This is a genomic window from Agrobacterium vitis (genome assembly GCF_013426735.1).
Lineage (GTDB): Bacteria > Pseudomonadota > Alphaproteobacteria > Rhizobiales > Rhizobiaceae > Allorhizobium > Allorhizobium vitis_D.
The window spans coordinates 2,372,138-2,389,269 of sequence record NZ_AP023272.1 but is presented as its reverse complement, the minus strand read 5'-3'; the positions used below and the strand labels follow the sequence as shown (position 1 = coordinate 2,389,269).

General features: G+C 58.1%; 7 protein-coding genes and 2 pseudogenes. 6 read left to right on the top strand and 3 right to left on the bottom strand.

Features of this window, described 5'->3' with window-relative positions; all coding sequences use genetic code 11:
- Positions 1-161: 161 nt before the first annotated feature.
- Complete coding sequence (gene parE, locus H1Y61_RS10975; RefSeq protein WP_409363937.1) at positions 162-2,285, bottom strand: DNA topoisomerase IV subunit B; 2,124 nt, start codon at positions 2,283-2,285, stop codon at positions 162-164.
- 303 nt (positions 2,286-2,588) lie between these two features.
- Between parE and H1Y61_RS10970 the strand changes: the two genes are divergently transcribed.
- On the top strand, positions 2,589-3,482 hold the full coding sequence (locus H1Y61_RS10970; protein WP_180572620.1) for a dienelactone hydrolase family protein: 894 nt from the start codon (positions 2,589-2,591) through the stop codon (positions 3,480-3,482).
- Positions 3,483-3,521: 39 nt separating this feature from the next.
- Here the strand turns inward: H1Y61_RS10970 and H1Y61_RS10965 are convergent, their stop codons facing one another.
- Positions 3,522-4,718 carry a GGDEF domain-containing protein gene (locus H1Y61_RS10965; RefSeq protein ID WP_174110784.1) on the bottom strand — a complete coding sequence of 399 codons (1,197 nt, stop codon included), beginning with the start codon at positions 4,716-4,718 and terminating at the stop codon, positions 3,522-3,524.
- Positions 4,719-5,078: 360 nt separating this feature from the next.
- On the opposite strand from H1Y61_RS10965, the gene tpiA reads away from it, so the two are divergent.
- The 5 genes and pseudogenes from tpiA (at position 5,079) to H1Y61_RS10940 (ending at position 10,224) form a co-directional block, all read left to right on the top strand.
- Positions 5,079-5,849, top strand: a complete 771-nt coding sequence (tpiA, locus tag H1Y61_RS10960) for a triose-phosphate isomerase (RefSeq protein ID WP_174110785.1) — start codon at positions 5,079-5,081, stop codon at positions 5,847-5,849.
- A 97-nt stretch (positions 5,850-5,946) separates the two neighbouring features.
- Positions 5,947-6,333: a preprotein translocase subunit SecG gene (gene secG, locus H1Y61_RS10955; protein WP_015916020.1), complete on the top strand. Its 387-nt coding sequence runs from the start codon at positions 5,947-5,949 to the stop codon at positions 6,331-6,333.
- Between the two features lie 116 nt (positions 6,334-6,449).
- Entirely contained in the window at positions 6,450-8,087 is a 1,638-nt protein-coding gene (locus H1Y61_RS10950; RefSeq protein ID WP_322790769.1) for a CTP synthase, read from the top strand.
- A 189-nt stretch (positions 8,088-8,276) separates the two neighbouring features.
- A pseudogene (locus tag H1Y61_RS27085) lies at positions 8,277-9,289 on the top strand (serine hydrolase domain-containing protein).
- A gap of 23 nt (positions 9,290-9,312) precedes the next feature.
- Positions 9,313-10,224: pseudogene (locus H1Y61_RS10940) on the top strand (agmatinase).
- 94 nt (positions 10,225-10,318) lie between these two features.
- Here the strand turns inward: H1Y61_RS10940 and H1Y61_RS10935 are convergent.
- Entirely contained in the window at positions 10,319-17,095 is a 6,777-nt protein-coding gene (locus tag H1Y61_RS10935; RefSeq protein ID WP_180572618.1) for an apolipoprotein A-IV repeat region-like domain-containing protein, read from the bottom strand.
- Positions 17,096-17,132 lie beyond the last annotated feature (37 nt).

The window sequence follows — 17,132 nt, the reverse complement described above, 5'->3', positions numbered from 1 at the left end:
GCTGAATAAGGCGTTGACATTGTTGGATTAAATTAACGTGGTTAGATGCCCGGCACAAGGCCGAGCATGACGTCGAGGAAAAATGCGGGGGTTGTCAGCAGTCTGACGTCTGGAAAATCCAGTCGTTTGAATCGCTAAGCGCGAATCCCCTTCGTCACCGTTCAAATATCCAGATTTTCCGCAAAGGCGGCCCGCTCCTGAATAAACCGGAACCGGGCTTCCGGCTTAGTCCCCATCAATGCATCCACGGCATCGCGGGTGCCTTCGAAATCGACATCGTCGATCTCGACCTTCAGCAACATCCGCTTGGCCGGGTCCATGGTGGTTTCCTTCAACTGCGCCGGCATCATTTCGCCGAGACCTTTGAAGCGGCCGATTTCGACTTTCTTGCCTTTGAAGGTGGTTTCCATCAGTTCGGCGCGGTGGGCGTCATCGCGGGCATAGACGGTCTTTGCGCCCTGGCGGATCACGTAGAGCGGTGGCACGGCCAGATAGAGATGATTGCCCCGGATCAGTTCCGGCATTTCCTGATAGAAAAAGGTGATCAGCAGCGAAGCGATATGGGCGCCGTCCACATCGGCATCGGTCATGATGACGATACGCTCATAGCGCAGGTCTTCATCACGATATTTCGTCCGCGTGCCACAGCCGAGTGCCTGGATCAGGTCGGCGATCTGCTGGTTGGCCATCAGCTTTTCACGGCTGGCACTGCCGACATTGAGGATCTTGCCGCGCAAGGGTAGAATGGCTTGGTTGGAGCGATTACGGGCCTGCTTGGCCGAGCCGCCAGCCGAATCACCCTCGACTATGAACAGTTCCGCGCCCTCGGCGGTGTTCTGGGCGCAATCTGCCAGCTTGCCGGGCAGGCGCAGCTTGCGCACCGCTGTCTTGCGATTGACTTCCTTTTCCTTGCGCCGCCGCAGCCGTTCCTCGGCCCGCTCGATCACCCAGTCTAGCAGCTTGGCGGCTTCATTCGGATTGTCGGCCAGATAGTGGTCGAAAGGATCGCGCAGGGCATTTTCGACCAGACGCTGCGCTTCTACCGTCGCCAGCTTGTCCTTGGTCTGGCCGACGAATTCCGGCTCGCGGATGAAAACCGACAGCATGCCGACCGCCGAGATCATCACGTCATCAGTGCTGATCTGCTGGGCGCGCTTGTTCTGGGTCAGTTCGGCATAATTTTTCAAGCCTTTGGTCAGCGCAATGCGCAAACCGGCCTCGTGGGTGCCGCCTTCGGGCGTCGGGATGGTGTTGCAATAGGAATGAACCTGTGGATCGCCACCATACCAGGTAATGGCCCATTCCATCGCGCCATGGCCGCCGGTCTTTTCGGTCTTGCCGGCAAAAATTTCACGGGTGACGGTAAATTCCTTGCCGAGTGTTGCGGCCAAATAATCCTTCAACCCGCCAGGGAAGTGAAATACCGCCTTATCCGGAATGTCGCCGCCGGTGATCAAAATCGTCGGATCGCAGGACCAGCGGATTTCCACGCCACCGAACAGATAGGCCTTGGAGCGGGCCATGCGGAAAATCCGGCCCGGATCGAATTTCGCATGATCACCGAAGATCTGCGGATCGGGGTGAAAGCGCACCCGCGTCCCACGCCGATTATGGACATCGCCCAATTCTTCCAGCCCGCCCAGCGGCACGCCACGCGAAAACCGCTGGCGATAGAGCTTGCGATTGCGTGCCACTTCCACTTCCAGCAGATCAGACAGCGCATTGACGACGGATACGCCGACGCCGTGCAAACCACCCGAAGTCTCATAGGCCTTACCGTCGAATTTGCCGCCCGCATGCAGCTTGGTCATGATCACTTCAAGGGTGGATTTGCCTGGCACCTGCGGATGCAGCTCGACGGGAATACCACGACCATTGTCGGAAACCGTCAGGAAGCCTTCGGCATCCAGATGGACATCGATGAAATTGGCATGGCCGGCCACCGCCTCGTCCATCGAATTGTCGATCACCTCGGCAAATAGATGGTGCAACGCCTTTTCGTCCGTGCCGCCGATATACATGCCGGGACGCATCCGCACCGGCTCCAGCCCTTCCAGAACACGGATGGAGGACGCGCCATAATCGTCGGGATTGCCGGTGGAGGCGGGCGTGGCTGAGCCGAAAGCCACTGTCTTGGCCGGGGTTTCCGGTTGGGCGGCAGTAACAGTCGCAGTACCAGCATCCGTCACATCGGCAGCACCTTTCAGCGTCTTCGCCGCCTTGGCAGGCGTTGACGGCAGGGCGGCGAAAAGGTCGTTGTTATCGTCCATGATCTTGTCTGTCATTTGCTTGTGGTCTTCAGCGGAGCGCCGTGAAGAATTCTGTCTTGCGATAGGGCATGTGCCCGTCCGTCTCTGGCCCGTGCAGCGCAGTTTCCGGTTTGTTCCTGATTAGCGCATATTCTCGGCAACAATCAACCGATTGTGTCCATGCGCGCCCATTCCCTTTATTGCCTGTTGCGGCAAGGACGCGGGAGAATTATGTCGCACTTGGTCAAACCATGTCCATTCAGCCTTATTTTCAAGGAAAACTTTTGCGTTTCTCGTGACGGCGTGGCAAGGCTGCGCCGTTAAGGAGACCTGATCCCGATGCGGATGTCCACAGTTCATTTGTTCGCCCCCGTGGTTCTGGCCGCTCTCTGCTCGGTCACCAGCTCTTTGCCTGCAAAGAGTGCGCCTGCCGTTAGCCTCAAACCGTTCAAGGACGAGCTGTTTTCCGGCCAGACCGTGCTGGAAAGCCGCGACAAGGGTGATTTCCAGACCATCGATTATCAGGAAATGCGCGACATCAACGGCCGCGACGAAATTCCTGAGCGCCGGGTCAAGGCCTCCTACGTCTCGCTCGGTGTGCGTCACCAGCAAAAGGACGAGACGCTGGATCTCGGTGATGCCGGCAAGCTGGATGTGACGAGGACCGGACCTGCGGACGGCGCGGCATTCACGGTGATTTTCATTCATGGCCGGGGCGGGGACCGCCGCCTTGGGGCCGATGACTACAAATTCGGTGGCAATTTCAATCGGCTGAAAAATCTCGCCAATGACAATGGCGGCACCTATTACGCACCTTCCGTGCGCTCCTTCGACCAATCGGGGGTGACGCAGATTGCCGCCCTGATCGATTATGCCTCGGCCCATTCCGGCGGCCGTCCGATTGTGCTGTCTTGTGCGTCTATGGGCAGTTTCATCTGTTGGGGCCTGACCCGTGACGACCGAATCGTTGCAAAACTGTCCGGCATGGCCATTCTCGGCGGAGCCAGCGATCCGGATTTTACCGCGAGTGCGGCCTTCAAACGCAAGCTGCCGATGTGGTTTACCCATGGCAGCCGCGACAGCGTCTATGCTGCCGGCGATCAGATCGCGCTTTACGAACGTTTGCACCGCACCGGCTATCCAACCCGTTTCACGTTGTTTCTGACTGGTTCTCACGGGACGCCGGTGCGCATGACCGATTGGCGCGCCGTGCTCAACTGGCTGATCCGCTAGAAATTGCTGTTTGGTCTGTCATTTGGAGAAAGCAGGGTTTTAATTTTCCCTGGCAAATTCCAGATCGAGCTGCGTTGACCCGCTCACGCAGACACGATTGCGCCCGCTGCGCTTTGCCTCGTAAAGGGCCGCGTCGGCTCGGTTCAGCAAGTCTTCCAACGAAACCGTTGCCGTAAGTCCAGCCGCCACGCCCAGGCTGGCCGTTGTCACCTGGCCCCTGCCTTTGCCTAAATGCGGGATGTTCATGCACTCGATTGCCCGGCGGATGGTTTCTGCTATCGCACAGGCGGCATCGAGATCCGTATTCGGCAGCAAAACGAGCATTTCCTCGCCGCCGTAGCGGAAGGCGAAGCCTTTTTCACCGGCATTGTCGCGAATGCACTGGCTGACGGTCCGTAGACACTCATCCCCTTCCAGATGGCCGTGGACATCGTTGTAAAGTTTGAAATCATCGATATCGAGCATGATGGCGCAAACATGTGTTGCCGGTGATCTGCCTTTCCACATGTCAGTCGCGACTTGTACCAGCGAGCGACGGTTCAGCAGGCCGCTCAGTTCATCACGGGCGGCGTTATGCTCCAACTGCTTTTGCAGTAGGCCAGCACGCAGCCTGTTGAGAAAATTCATTCGATCGGCGTGTTCGAGAAAATAGGCACCGAGCGCCAGGAAAATCGCGATCGTGATGTAGAAACTGACCAACCCGCTATAGGTGATATCGTCGAAGGAGCCGTTCAGTTTTGCTGTTTTCAACAGCACGCCGCACATCAGCGTCAGGCCAATCACCACGATATGAAACCGTGGCCGCAGCGCAATGACGAAAAACAGGAAAGCAGCCACATTGCCGTTCTGATAGACGAACATGTACGGGCTTTGGCTGTAGATTGCGACCGACATCGGCAAGAGGATGCTGAGCGTGCCTATTCCCAACGACAGAAGTTCGTAATTAAGGGCCGTGCGCCAGCGCCGGACGGCAAGCACGCTGATAATTGCGAAAGGCGTGAATATTCCGAAGCGTACGATCAGCAGTTTGTCGAACACATCGGCCATCATCGTCGCATCACCGATGAAAACGGCGTCGTAGATAAGCGTGCCGACCACCGCCCAGAATGGGGTCAACTTGACCCGATTGGCGACATATTCCTGAAGAAATTCCGCTTCTACGGCGGGGCTGAACCGCAACGCCTTGAAGCCTCGGGCGATTTGCCGATCGATAGCTTCAAGAGATACGGTGGCCATTGCGGCTCTCCGGTTGACTAAGGGGAAACAAGCTTTCCGCATACGCCGAATCGGTGCTTTGGAGAAGCGCCGTTATCGAGAAACATCCGAACAATTTAAAAGTTTTGCCAATACCGATTCTGATCCGCCAGTGGCCCCGAATCTCTTTCTGTAGTTATCCCTATAATTACAGGGTTAAAGTGTACTCTGCATGAATTAACGGCATGCTGCATTGCAACTTGCCTTTTTTGCCGCCACGTCCTTTTATAGGGTGTCTAGATGTGGAAGAGTATTGTTTATGGTTTCCTGGCTGTCGGTTGAGGCGCAAAAAAGCGACCTCCGGCTGAACAGGAACATGGAATAAGGGTGGGTTGAATCAATATGACACCAGATGTACGTCCGCTTGTTGCGGGCAATTGGAAGATGAATGGAACCCGCGACGCGCTTGATCAGATCAAGGCGATGGCCGAAGGCGTGAAAGGGCCGCTCAGCGAGACCGTGGACAGTCTCATTTGCCCGCCGGCCACGCTGCTTTACGTGGCAACCGCGCTCTGCGACGACAGCCCGCTGCTGATCGGCGCGCAGGATTGCCATCAAAATGCATCTGGCGCCCATACAGGCGATATTTCGGCGGAAATGGTCGCTGATTGCTTCGGAACCCATGTCATTGTCGGCCATTCCGAACGCCGTACCGATCACGCGGAAACCGACCATCTGGTGCGCGCCAAAGCGGTTGCGGCCCATGCGGCGGGACTGACGGCCATCATCTGCATCGGCGAGACAGCGGATCAGCGCAAAGCAGGGCAGACACTGGATATTCTCAAGCGCCAGCTCTCCGGTTCCGTGCCGGACGAAGCCCGCGCCGAAGATACGGTCATTGCCTATGAGCCCGTCTGGGCGATCGGCACCGGCGTGACGCCAACTATCGCAGACGTGACCGAGGCCCACGCTTTCATGCGGGCCGAGTTGACGCGCAGGCTGGGCGATGAGGGTGCGAAAATGCGAATCCTCTATGGCGGTTCCGTCAAGCCTTCTAATGCACGGGAACTGATGGGCGTTGCCAATGTGGATGGTGCGCTGATTGGTGGCGCAAGCTTGAAAGCCGCTGATTTCCTTGCCATATACGGTGTCTATTCGGATTTGACAGCCTGATCTTTGTTGAAAAGGGCTTTCTTTGCGGCGGCTCCTCGTGTAGAGAGCCGCCGAATGTTGTTTTGACTTGGCCCTACGTGGGCAGGATGGATCGTCCATGCAGACCGTACTGATCGTCATTCACCTCATAATCGTGATTTCGCTTGTCGGCGTCGTGCTGATCCAGCGGTCCGAAGGCGGCGGGCTTGGGATCGGCGGCGGCTCAGGCTTCATGTCGGCACGCGGCGCGGCCAATGCTTTGACCCGGACGACGGCTATTCTGGCGACGCTGTTTTTCATCACCTCGCTCGGACTTGGCATTCTGTCGCGGTTCGAGGCAAAGCCGACCGATATTCTCAATCGTATTCCGGCTGGCCAGCAGGCACCATCAGGCAATATTCTTGACCAGCTGCCTGGTGCCCCTGCCACCGCTCCGGCTCCTGCTAACGGCGCTGCGACAACGCCCGCACCGGCTCAGCCCGGCGCTGTTCCGACCGGCAACTGATCGGTCTCGTTCATCTTCGCTCCGGCGGACTTAAACAGTCCGCCGGTTTTTCTTTGTGTGTATTGTCGCCGGCATGAAAAATAACGCTGGCGGAATCAGAATCGAAACGGTATCCGGTGAAGCCCATGGCGCGATATGTATTCATCACTGGCGGCGTGGTTTCCTCTCTTGGTAAGGGAATAGCGGCTGCGGCACTCGGGGCTTTGTTGCAGGCACGTGGTTATCGTGTGCGGCTGCGCAAACTGGACCCCTATCTCAACGTTGACCCGGGCACCATGAGCCCGACTCAGCACGGTGAAGTCTTCGTGACCGATGACGGCGCAGAGACGGACCTTGATCTTGGCCATTACGAACGCTTCACAGGGCGCTCGGCCACCAAGACCGACAACATCACCACCGGACGGATCTACAAAAACATTATCGACAAGGAGCGACGCGGCGATTATCTCGGCGCAACCGTTCAGGTCATTCCGCATGTCACCAACGAGATCAAGGACTTCATCGTTGAGGGCAATAGCGATTATGATTTCGTGATCTGCGAAATCGGCGGCACAGTGGGCGACATCGAGGCGATGCCTTTTGTGGAAGCCATTCGTCAGCTGGGCAACGAGCTGCCACGTGGCGCTGCGATCTATGTGCATCTGACGCTGATGCCTTACATTCCAGCGGCTGGCGAGTTGAAGACCAAACCGACCCAGCATTCCGTCAAGGAATTGCAGGCTCTTGGCATTCATCCTGACATTCTGCTGGTGCGTGCGGATCGTGAGATTCCGGAACCGGAACGTCGTAAGCTGTCGCTGTTTTGCAATGTCCGCCCATCGGCGGTTATTCAGGCGCTGGATGTTGCCAATATCTATGACGTGCCCATGGCCTACCACAAGGAAGGGCTGGACAATGAAGTCCTGGCTGCCTTTGGCATCGAACCGGCTCCCAAGCCACGCCTTGATGCCTGGGAAGAGGTTTCCAACCGCATCCGCACTCCGGAAGGCGAGGTTACCATTGCCATCGTCGGCAAATATACCGGCCTGAAGGATGCTTATAAGTCGCTGATCGAAGCGCTTCACCATGGCGGCATTGCCAACCGGGTGAAGGTGAAGCTTGAGTGGATTGAATCCGAGGTGTTCGAGAAGGAAGACCCGGCTCCTTACCTCGAAAAGGTCCATGGTATTCTGGTGCCCGGTGGCTTTGGCGAGCGTGGCTCTGAAGGCAAGATTCTGGCTGCCCAGTTTGCGCGTGAGCGCAAGGTTCCTTACTTCGGCATCTGCTTTGGTATGCAGATGGCCGTGGTGGAAGCTGCAAGGCATCTTGCCGGAATTGAGCATGCCTCCTCGACTGAATTTGGTCAGACATCGGAGCCGGTCGTCGGCTTGATGACCGAATGGATGAAGGGCAATGAGCTTGAGAAGCGGTCTGCTGCTGGTAATCTTGGCGGCACCATGCGTCTTGGCGCCTATAAGGCTGCTCTGAAGAAAGATTCGCGGATTGCCGACATTTACGGCTCTACCGAGATTTCCGAGCGTCACCGCCATCGCTATGAAGTGAATGTCGATTACAAGCAACGGCTGGAAGACTGCGGTCTGGTCTTTGCAGGCATGTCGCCTGACGGTCTTCTGCCGGAGACGGTGGAATATCCCGATCACCCATGGTTCGTTGGCGTGCAGTATCACCCGGAACTCAAGTCCCGCCCGCTTGACCCACATCCATTGTTCAAGAGCTTTGTAGAAGCGGCTTTGGAGCAAAGCCGGCTCGTTTGAGGTCGTCAGATCATCAAGGCAATGTAGACAAAACCCGCCCGCAAGGCGGGTTTTGCGTTTTGATGGCGGAAAAGATAAAAATCGGCTTGGAAGACTGTCTTTGCTCCATTGCAAAATCCTATGCTGCATTTGAGCATTGACAGCAAAATGCGTATCGAATTTCCGCGATGAGTGCGAAAGCTGATCTGGATGCTCAAACGTTTGCTTTTCCAAGCTTTATTGACTCTGTTTATGTCGCTTTCCCTGGAAAGTGCGCATGCTCAACCCTGGCAGAGTATTGATCCGGCACTAGTTGGATGGAATATCGATAGGCTGAAAGCCGCTCAGGATTATGCCACTCGGTTGAAACCGACCGCTATTATGGTGGTTCAGGATGGAAAGGCTATTGCGCGTTGGGGTGACGTTTCGCGCAAAGTGAACGTGGCGTCGATCCGCAAAAGCTTGTTGAGTGCGCTTTACGGAATTGCGATATCCGAAGGCCACATAAACCTCGAGAATACGCTTGAAAATCTGAAGATTGATGACAAGCCTCCCGGCCTTACCGTGACAGAAAAACAAGCGACGGTGCGTGACTTGCTGATGGCGAGATCAGGAATTTATCATCGTGCGGCCTCTGAAACCGATGAGATGCGGCGCAAACGGCCAGAGCGTGGAAGCCACGCGCCGGGCTCGTTCTGGTGGTACAACAATTGGGATTTCAATGCCCTCGGCACGATCTATCGCCAGCAGACGGGTGAGGTATTTTCCAGAGCTTTGCGCAGCGCATCGCTGCGCCACTCGGCATGGAGGACTTCTCAACGCGTGACGGCCATTATGTAAAGGTTGCTCAATCGGAGCATCCTGCTTTCCCGGTCAGTCTCAGCGCCAGGGACGCTGCTCGTTTTGGTCAGCTTTATCTGGATGCCGGTCGATGGAACAGCAGACAGGTCATTCCTGCATCATGGGTCAAGGACTCAACCAAGCCTTACTCCCAAACCGATCGGGGAAGCATGGGCTATGGTTATCTCTGGTGGACATTGAACCCTGCCGTATTCGGCGAGGGAGCGGCTCTTGCATCCGGCTATGGCGGTCAAGCTATAGCAATTATCCCTCAAAAGCGCTTGGTTGTTGTCCAGGTTGTCGATACTTCACAAAATCCCAAAGGCATTCGAACAAGCCATTTCGTGGCAATGTTGGAAATCCTCGCAACGGCTGCTCCTTAGGGCATTGAACCAGGATCTAGAAAATGAGCAATGGACCTTCATTTCTTGGCTTTCCCGAATGGCTTTCCGGCGGGCGTAAACCCGAAATAGTGATTTTCGGAGCTGGTCACGGCAGTACCTATGCCGGACAAGATAGCAGCGGTCACGCCTTGGCTCCGGATGCTATCCGCGTTGCCAGCCAGGAAGATGCGGGGTTGATCGACCATTGGGATTTCGATCTTGGTGGCCCGCTTTTCGATAACAAACCGGCCTGCTGCATCGATGTCGGTAATATCTCGACCATCATGCACGATAATCTCGGCAACCGAACCAGAATCGAGGCGAAAACACGGGAAATCTTGGCGTCTTCGGCTGTTCCAGTCGTGTTGGGCGGGGATGATTCTATTCCGATTCCCTTTGTCTCAGGCTTTTCGCAGCACGGACCTGTTTGGGTCCTGCAAATCGATGCCCACATTGATTGGCGCGACGACAAAGATGGCGAACGATATGGCTATTCGAGCCCGATGCGCCGGATCAGTGAAATGCCGCATGTTGCCGGGATCGTTCAAGTGGGAATGCGCGGCGTCGGCAGCGCAGGTATTGCCGAAATTGAGGCGGCGCAGCACTATGGCAGTCGCATAATCACCTCTCGCACAGTTCACGATCGGGGTATCGAAGCTGTGCTCCAGCACATCCCGGAGGGGGAGCATACCATCATCACTCTCGATTGCGACGGTCTTGATCCCTCGGTCATGCCGGGTGTGGCGGCGCGAACGCCGGGCGGTCTTACATATACCCAGGTCACCGACCTGATCGCTGGGATCGGCAAGCGGGGAAGAATTGTCGGGTAAGATCTCGTCGAACTCTATCCTCCCGCTGACATTGATAACCTCTCCGCTTTGACCGCCGCACGTCTTGTCGTCAATGTCCTTGGCGCCATCGTTCGGCAGGGATGAAGTCGGCGCCTGCCGCTCAAAATTGAACTTTACAAACACAAAACCCCGGAGTTGCGCTCCGGGGTTTTGTTCATATTCAGATATTCGATGGCTGTCAGCTAAACCGGCCCGCCGCATGCGCGAGCATGGTATAAACCTTACCGGTATCCGACGTCAGGTAGGACTGGGTGATCGACTTGTCGCGGTCGGTGCGGGCCACGTCGGACAACAGCTTTTCGAAATCGGCGATATAGCGGTCGACGGCGGTGCGGAATTCCGGCTCGCGGTCGTATTTACGCTTGATTTCATCAAAGGTCTGCTGGCCCTTCAGCGTGTAGAGGCGACGGGTAAAGACGTCGCGCTCGCCGCGCTGGTAGCGGCGCCACAGATCTACCGAGGCATCGTGATCGATGGCCCGGGCAATATCGACCGAAAGTGAATTCAGTGATTCGACCATATGGCGCGGGTTGCGGCTGTCATTGCTGCGCGGTGCTTCCCCAACTGGGCGAGTGGCGCGGGCAGGCGAGGTGATCGTCTGTTCCTCACGCGAAGCGCCTCGCAACAGGTCGCTGATCCAACCGCCAGAGCCTTCGCCTGCAGCGGGTGCTGGCTGTTCGCTTTGCAGGCTGCCACGCAGGCCAAGCGGGCTGGCGGCAGGGCGTGTGGTTTGCTGAGGGGCTGGCGCTGCCGAAATTGCCGGACGGGCTGGGACAGGAGCTGGTGCGGCCTGTGAGGCTGGTGCCGGGGCCTGGGGTTGGGCCTGAACCGTCGGCGCTGGGCGAACCGGTTGCGGCTGAACAACAGCAGGGGCAGGCGCGGCAGCGCGAGGCGCTGGCGTGGAAATTTCCAGCTGCTGGGCGCTGCGGCCAACCAGTTGTGAAATATCCTGCAAAGCCTTGATCTGCTCGGCAACCGCACGACGCATGGCACCGGCGCTTTCCTTGGCCTCTTCCGGCAGGTCGAAGGCGCCGCGCTTCAGTTCGGTGCGGGTCAGGTCGAGTTCCTGACGGATTTCCTGAGCAGAGCGACGGATCTCGTCGGTGGCACCGGAGAAGCGGCCAAGGGCATCCTCGACAGCCGACCGCACAGCTTCGCGCATCTGGTTGGCTGTGCCATCCGATTTCTGGCCGGCCTCTGCCAGGATACGGTCTACATCGGCAAGCGATGAAGACAGGCCACCGCGCAGGCGGTTTGCCAGCTCGCTGGAGCGCTTTTCTGCATCACCCAAGGTGCGCTCAATGGCGCGGGTTGCGTCTTCGCCAGCCGAAAGAAGTGAGTCACGCATGGAGCCAGCGGCGGACTTGGCTTTTTGTTCGGTCTCTCCGAGGATCTGGCCGATATCCGCAAAGGATGTCTCAATCCCCTGACGCAGGTTTCCTGCTACCTGGCTGGAGCGCTGCTCAGCCTGGCTGAAGGCGCCATCGACCATGCCGGCCAGCGACTTCATGGTATTCTCGATCTCTTCCGACCGCTTGACGATGCCGATGGAAAGATCGCGCAGGGCCTGCTGACGCTCGTCAAGAGTGCCTGCAAGGTTGGACTGCGCTGCGCCGAGCAATTCGGACGCCTGGCCAAGCACTTTCGCATGATCGCCGAACCGGCCGACAATGCTCGTCACCTGAGACAGAGCCTGGTTGGAGACATTGGACAGCCGCTCCAGATTGCTTTCCAGCAACCGGCCGGAGGTCGCCAAGACATCGGCTGCCTTTTCGGTCGTCGCAGCCAGTCGGTCTGTCGTTGCGCCAAACTGGCGGTCGGCATTGGCCATGGACTGGGCGGCCTGTTCGACGACAGCGTGCAGCGTCTGGTTGGTTTCGCTGATGCGGTCAATCATCTCGCCAGCGCTGGATGTCAGGCTGTTTTCCGCAACATTCATCTGGCGGGCGGCTTCGGCGGCACGGGCTGCCAGAGCATCGGCCAGTTTGGCATTTTCCTGGCGCAAGCTGTTGGCACTCTGGTCGGCGGCCTGGGCTATCCGTTCGACGGCATCGCGGCCAACCTGGGCGTATTGCTCGACGGTCGGCTTGGCTTTTTCCTCGATCAGGCGAGCCAGTTCCGACGTGCGGCCTGAGAGCATCGAATTCAGCTCGCGGGTGCGCTCGTCCAACGTGGTGCGGATGGCATTGCCACGGGCGTCCAGTGCCTTGTCAACGCTGTCAAGGGCCTCGGTCATGTCGCCGGTCGTTGCCGACAGTGCAGCGCGGATCGCCGTGGCGCGTTCTTCCAGGGCCTTTTCGGCCTCGGTCAACGTACCAGCGATGGCTCCCGCCTTGGCAGTGATGGTGGCTTCGGCTGCCGAAACCTTGCTGACGATGGCATCGCCAGCATCCGAGAAGCTCTGTGCAATCTGAGCGCCCTGACCGGCAAGCCGGTTCTGGGTGTCGGAGATCCGACGTGTGAGGTCTTCCGCCTGTTCGCGCACCGAACGGGTGAATTCCTCATTGCGGGCATTCATGGTCTCGGAGAATTCCTGTCCTGTCCGGCCCAGCAACTCGGCGGATTTCTGCGCCTCGCTGTCGATCTCACGGGTGGCACCAATAACAGCTTCGCGCAACGATGAGGCGAGACCCGCAGCCTTGCCCTCGATGGTGTTGTTCACATTCTGCAAGCCGATATTCAGCGCGCGGTCCATGGTCGAGAGGCGCTCATCGATAACAGACGTGCGACTATCAAATGTGTCGGCAACACGCTGCGTGGCATCGCCGAGTGTCTGCTCGATACGCTGGGTTGCATCCGTGGTGACGCGCTCCAGATCAGAGACTTTTTCGGAGAGTTTGGCGGCAACATTGTCACCGGCATTGCTGACTTTGAGATCAACGCCTTCGAGGCTGCCCTGAATACGCTGTTCTAGACTGCCGAGGCTGGTCTCGATCCGGGTGCCGGTTTCGGACAACCGGTTGGCGACGCCGTCCAGCGATCCTTCGACCCGTGTGGAGAACTCTTCCGCCGTGCGGCTGATTTCGCGGGCAGCCTGACCGAATTCTCCGGCGATGGCGCCAGCCGAACCGCGCAGCCTGTCCTGAAGATCACGGCTTGAAGCGTCGATGGTGGCGCGCAGATTGTCCTGCTGCTCTTCCAGAGACATTTCCAGCATGCCAGCGCTGGCGGCGATCGACGCGCCGATGGCCATGCCCTGTTCGTTGAGGGTTTCTTCCAATCCGCTCCGGGCATTCTGCAAGGCATTGGTGATAGCATTGCCACGCTCGTCCAGCGTCTGGCGCAGGCGATTGTGATTGTCTTCAAAGGTGGTTTCCAGCCGCGAAACACTGCCGGTAATGTCACTCTCGATCCGCGAGACGCCAGACCCCAAGACCTGCTCAACCCGGTCGGTCGAGCGGCCAAAGACCTGTTCGACGCGGTCTGTGGATTGGCCAAGCGTTTCGGTCAAGCGGTTGGAATGGGCTTCCAGTGACTGTTCAAGACGGCCCTGGTTTTCTTCATAGGCGGCCCTGATATCATCAGCCTTGTTGCCGAAGGCGAGCGCCATGCGCAGATCGGCTTCCGTGGCGGTATCCATGACCTGATTGATACGGCTGTCGAGCATTTCGGCCAGACGACCGTGATTTGCCTCATAGGCTTCACGGATCTGGTCGGCTTTGGATCCAAGTGCTTGCTGCACACGGCTATCGGCAAAACCGACGGTTTCGATCAACTGGCCAAGTTTGGCGTCAATGGTTCCAGCCAGTCTCGCTTCGCTATCTTCATAGACAGAGCGGATCGAATCGACCTTGCTACCCAGCGCAAACTCGATGCGCATATCGGCTTCTGCCGCCACATCGCTGAGTTGGTCGACTTTGCTGTCAAGGGTCTGTGTAAGGCGGGCCTGGCCCTCTTCGTAGACGGCGCGGAGTTGATCGGCCTTGGAGCCGAAGGCTTGCTCGATACGGCTATCGGCAGTTCCGAGTGTCTCGGTCAGAGCGCCGAGCTTGGCATCGATTGTGCCGGAAAGGCGTGTTTCGCTCTCCTCGTAGACGGCGCGGATCGTGTCCATGCGATTGCCGAGCGCCAGCTCAATGCGCATGTCGGCATCGGAGGCAGCGTCGCTGATTTGCTCGATCTTGCTGTCGAGCGTGCGGGCAAGGCGCGCTTCGCTTTGCTCATAGGCGGAGATAACCTGATCGGCCTTGGTGCCGAACGCCTGTTCGATGCGAACGTCTGCATTGCCCAGTGTCTCGGTCAGAGCGCCGAGCTTGGCATCGATGGTGCTGGAAAGGCGGCTTTCACTGTCTTCGTAAACGGCACGGATCGTGTCCATCCGGTTGCCGAGCGCCAGTTCAATGCGCATATCGGCATCGGAGGCTGCGTCGCTGATCTGTTCAATCTTGCTGTCGAGTGTGCGGGCAAGGCGCGCTTCGCTTTGCTCGTAGGCGGAGAGAACCTGATCAGCCTTGGTGCCAAACGCCTGTTCAATGCGGTTATCGGCATTACCGAGTGTCTCGGTCAGAGCGCCAAGCTTGGCATCGATTGTGCTGGCCAAACGGCTTTCGCTGTCTTCGTAGACGGCGCGGATCGTGTCCATGCGGTTGCCGAGCGCAAGTTCGATGCGCATATCGGCCTCGGTCGCTGCATCGGTGATCTGGTCAACCTTGCCGTCGAGCGTACGGGTAAGGCGCGCTTCGCTTTCTTCATAGGCAGCACGGATCGCATCCGCCTTGTTGCCAAAAGCAGCCTCGACACGGCTATCGACGGCCAGGGCCGTCTGTTCGAGTTGCTCGACCTTGGCATCGAGAACCGATGTCAACCGCTCATGGTTTGTTTCATAGGCGGCGCGGATCGCATCGGCCTTGTCACTGAGGGCGGCCTCAATACGGGCGTCGGCACCATCGGCGGCCTCAATTATCGTCTGTGCCTTGCGGTCCAGCGTGTCTGCCAAACGGCTCTCGGAGGAAGTGACAGCTTCGACAATGCCGGAAGAGGCATTTTGCAGCAGGTCGGAAATACGATCATGGCTGCCGGTGAGCTGGTTGATCACCGCTTCCGAGCGGCTGCCCAGCGTTTCGTCAAAACGAGTCTGGCTGGTGTTGAGGGCTTCGGTCAAGGCTGTGCCACGTTCGGCCATGATCTGGTCGATGCGGCTCTGGGCGTTGGAAATCGTTTCGTCCAGTTCGCGGCGCCGCCGCTCGAGGGCGTCCGCCAGTTCCCGCGAATGGCTGGAAAGGGCTTCGGTCAACGCTTCCTGATTGCCGCCAAGGGTTGCGGCCAATGCGAAAGACTGATCGGTCATCGTATTGCCGAGGCGGTCGATCGAGGTGGTCAGGATGCCATCAATCGTTTCCGATCCGCCCGCCATGGTTTCGTTGATGCGCAGCAGGCTTTCGTTCAGCTTGCTGTCGAGCGTGCCGGCACGCTGATCGAAAGCAGTGGCGAATTCGGTCATCCGGTCGTCGAACGTGGCGTTGATCTGGCCAATCGTCGCCTGCATCCGGTCTTCAAACAGGCCGGAGCGGATGTCGATATCAACAAGCGCATCTTCGGCATTGGTTTGCAGGCTCTGGCGGAAGGAAACCGATTTTTCCTCAAGAGAGGTGTTGAGACGTGTCAGCGCACTGTCCAGGCTACCAGTGATCGACGCTTCGCCCTGGGTGAAGCTCTGGGCGATTTCACGAGTGCGGGCGACCAGCGTTTCATTCAACTGGCGAGCGCGATCGTTCAGTGCCGCATTGAGCTTTTCGGTATTGGCGTCAAGCGTCGAGGCGCGAGTTTCAAACTGGCGCAGGATTTCTTCGCCATGAGTAGACATGGAGCCGGTGAGGGCCTGCAAACGGTTATCAAATTCGCTCGACAGCGAGAATCCGGCGGCGCCCAGCGTCTGGACCATTTCATCGGTCTTGGCTGTCAGTAGTGATCCGAGCGTCGTGGCGGCGGTGTTGGATTTCTCCATGATCGTTGCGGCGCGCATATCGATCATCGAGGCAAAAGCCTCGCCTGATGTCGCCAGTCGAATGCCGATTTCCTCTGTCGCCAGCGACAGATCTTCCTTCAACTGATCATGAGCACCCACGATGGAAGAGCGGATGCGGTCGGCATGGTTGACGATGGCATCGCGCTCCGCCGACAATTCCTGCACCAGGCTGCGGACCCGAAGCTCGTTATCGGTATAGCTGCGCTCCAGCGCGGTCACCTCGGAATGCACCAGGGTTTCCAGCTCGGTGGCGCGGGCGATGGTGCGCTCAATGCCCTCGTTCATCGCCGAGACTTCGCGGCGTACGGCCTGACCAACCGACATGATACGCTCGGAGGCGACGGTTTCCGGCTCGGACAGGCGCAAGGCAACTTCCGCCATGGAGCGGGCGGCGTTACGCATGTCCTGCGCCCTCGACATCATGATGGCAAAGGAGAAGAATACGAAAATCGGCAGGATAGTGCCGACCAGAATGGCAATAATGCCAGGGTTTGCAAATATCGCAGCAGCGCCGCCGCTCCAGATCTGGGAGCCATAGAGCAATTGCGACAGAGCCAGGCCACCGGCGCCCCAGAGCAGCGAAACGATGGTGGCATTGCGCAACGCGCCGCCCATCGATCCGGCATCAAGCGACTTCAACACGGCGGATGAGCTGCGGCGGGACGCATCGTTGGCAGGGGCAAGGGAAGGGGACTTAGGCGCAGGATCGGCGGTCGTAGCGGAAGCAGGCTTTGGTGCCTTGGCAGCTTTTGCCTGGGCCGCGGCCCGCAGCCGCTCTCTTTCATTGGCTGTCGTATCCGCTGGCGGCGCGGAAGTCCGTGGTGCAGGCTTGGTCTGTCTCGGTGTGTCGGACACTTTTGCCTCCGCCGCTACAGGCGCGGGGCCACGCACTGGAGTATCGTCTTCTTCCTCGAAGTCGATCCTCAGGGCTGCCTCGAGGGCCTGGAAAGCGCTATCGTCAATCGACTCGCTTGTCTTTTTGGTCGCCATAGGTACGCCTCGCTTACGCCTACTCAGGCCGCTTTGC

Coding starts and splice junctions, on each gene's coding strand:
- H1Y61_RS10965 (WP_174110784.1), bottom strand. CDS start 4,718: ATGGCCACCGTATCTCTTGAAGCTATCGATCGGCAAATCGCCCGAGGC.
- secG (WP_015916020.1), top strand. CDS start 5,947: ATGCAGACCGTACTGATCGTCATTCACCTCATAATCGTGATTTCGCTT.
- tpiA (WP_174110785.1), top strand. CDS start 5,079: ATGACACCAGATGTACGTCCGCTTGTTGCGGGCAATTGGAAGATGAAT.
- H1Y61_RS10935 (WP_180572618.1), bottom strand. CDS start 17,095: ATGGCGACCAAAAAGACAAGCGAGTCGATTGACGATAGCGCTTTCCAG.
- parE (WP_409363937.1), bottom strand. CDS start 2,285: ATGACAGACAAGATCATGGACGATAACAACGACCTTTTCGCCGCCCTG.
- H1Y61_RS10970 (WP_180572620.1), top strand. CDS start 2,589: ATGCGGATGTCCACAGTTCATTTGTTCGCCCCCGTGGTTCTGGCCGCT.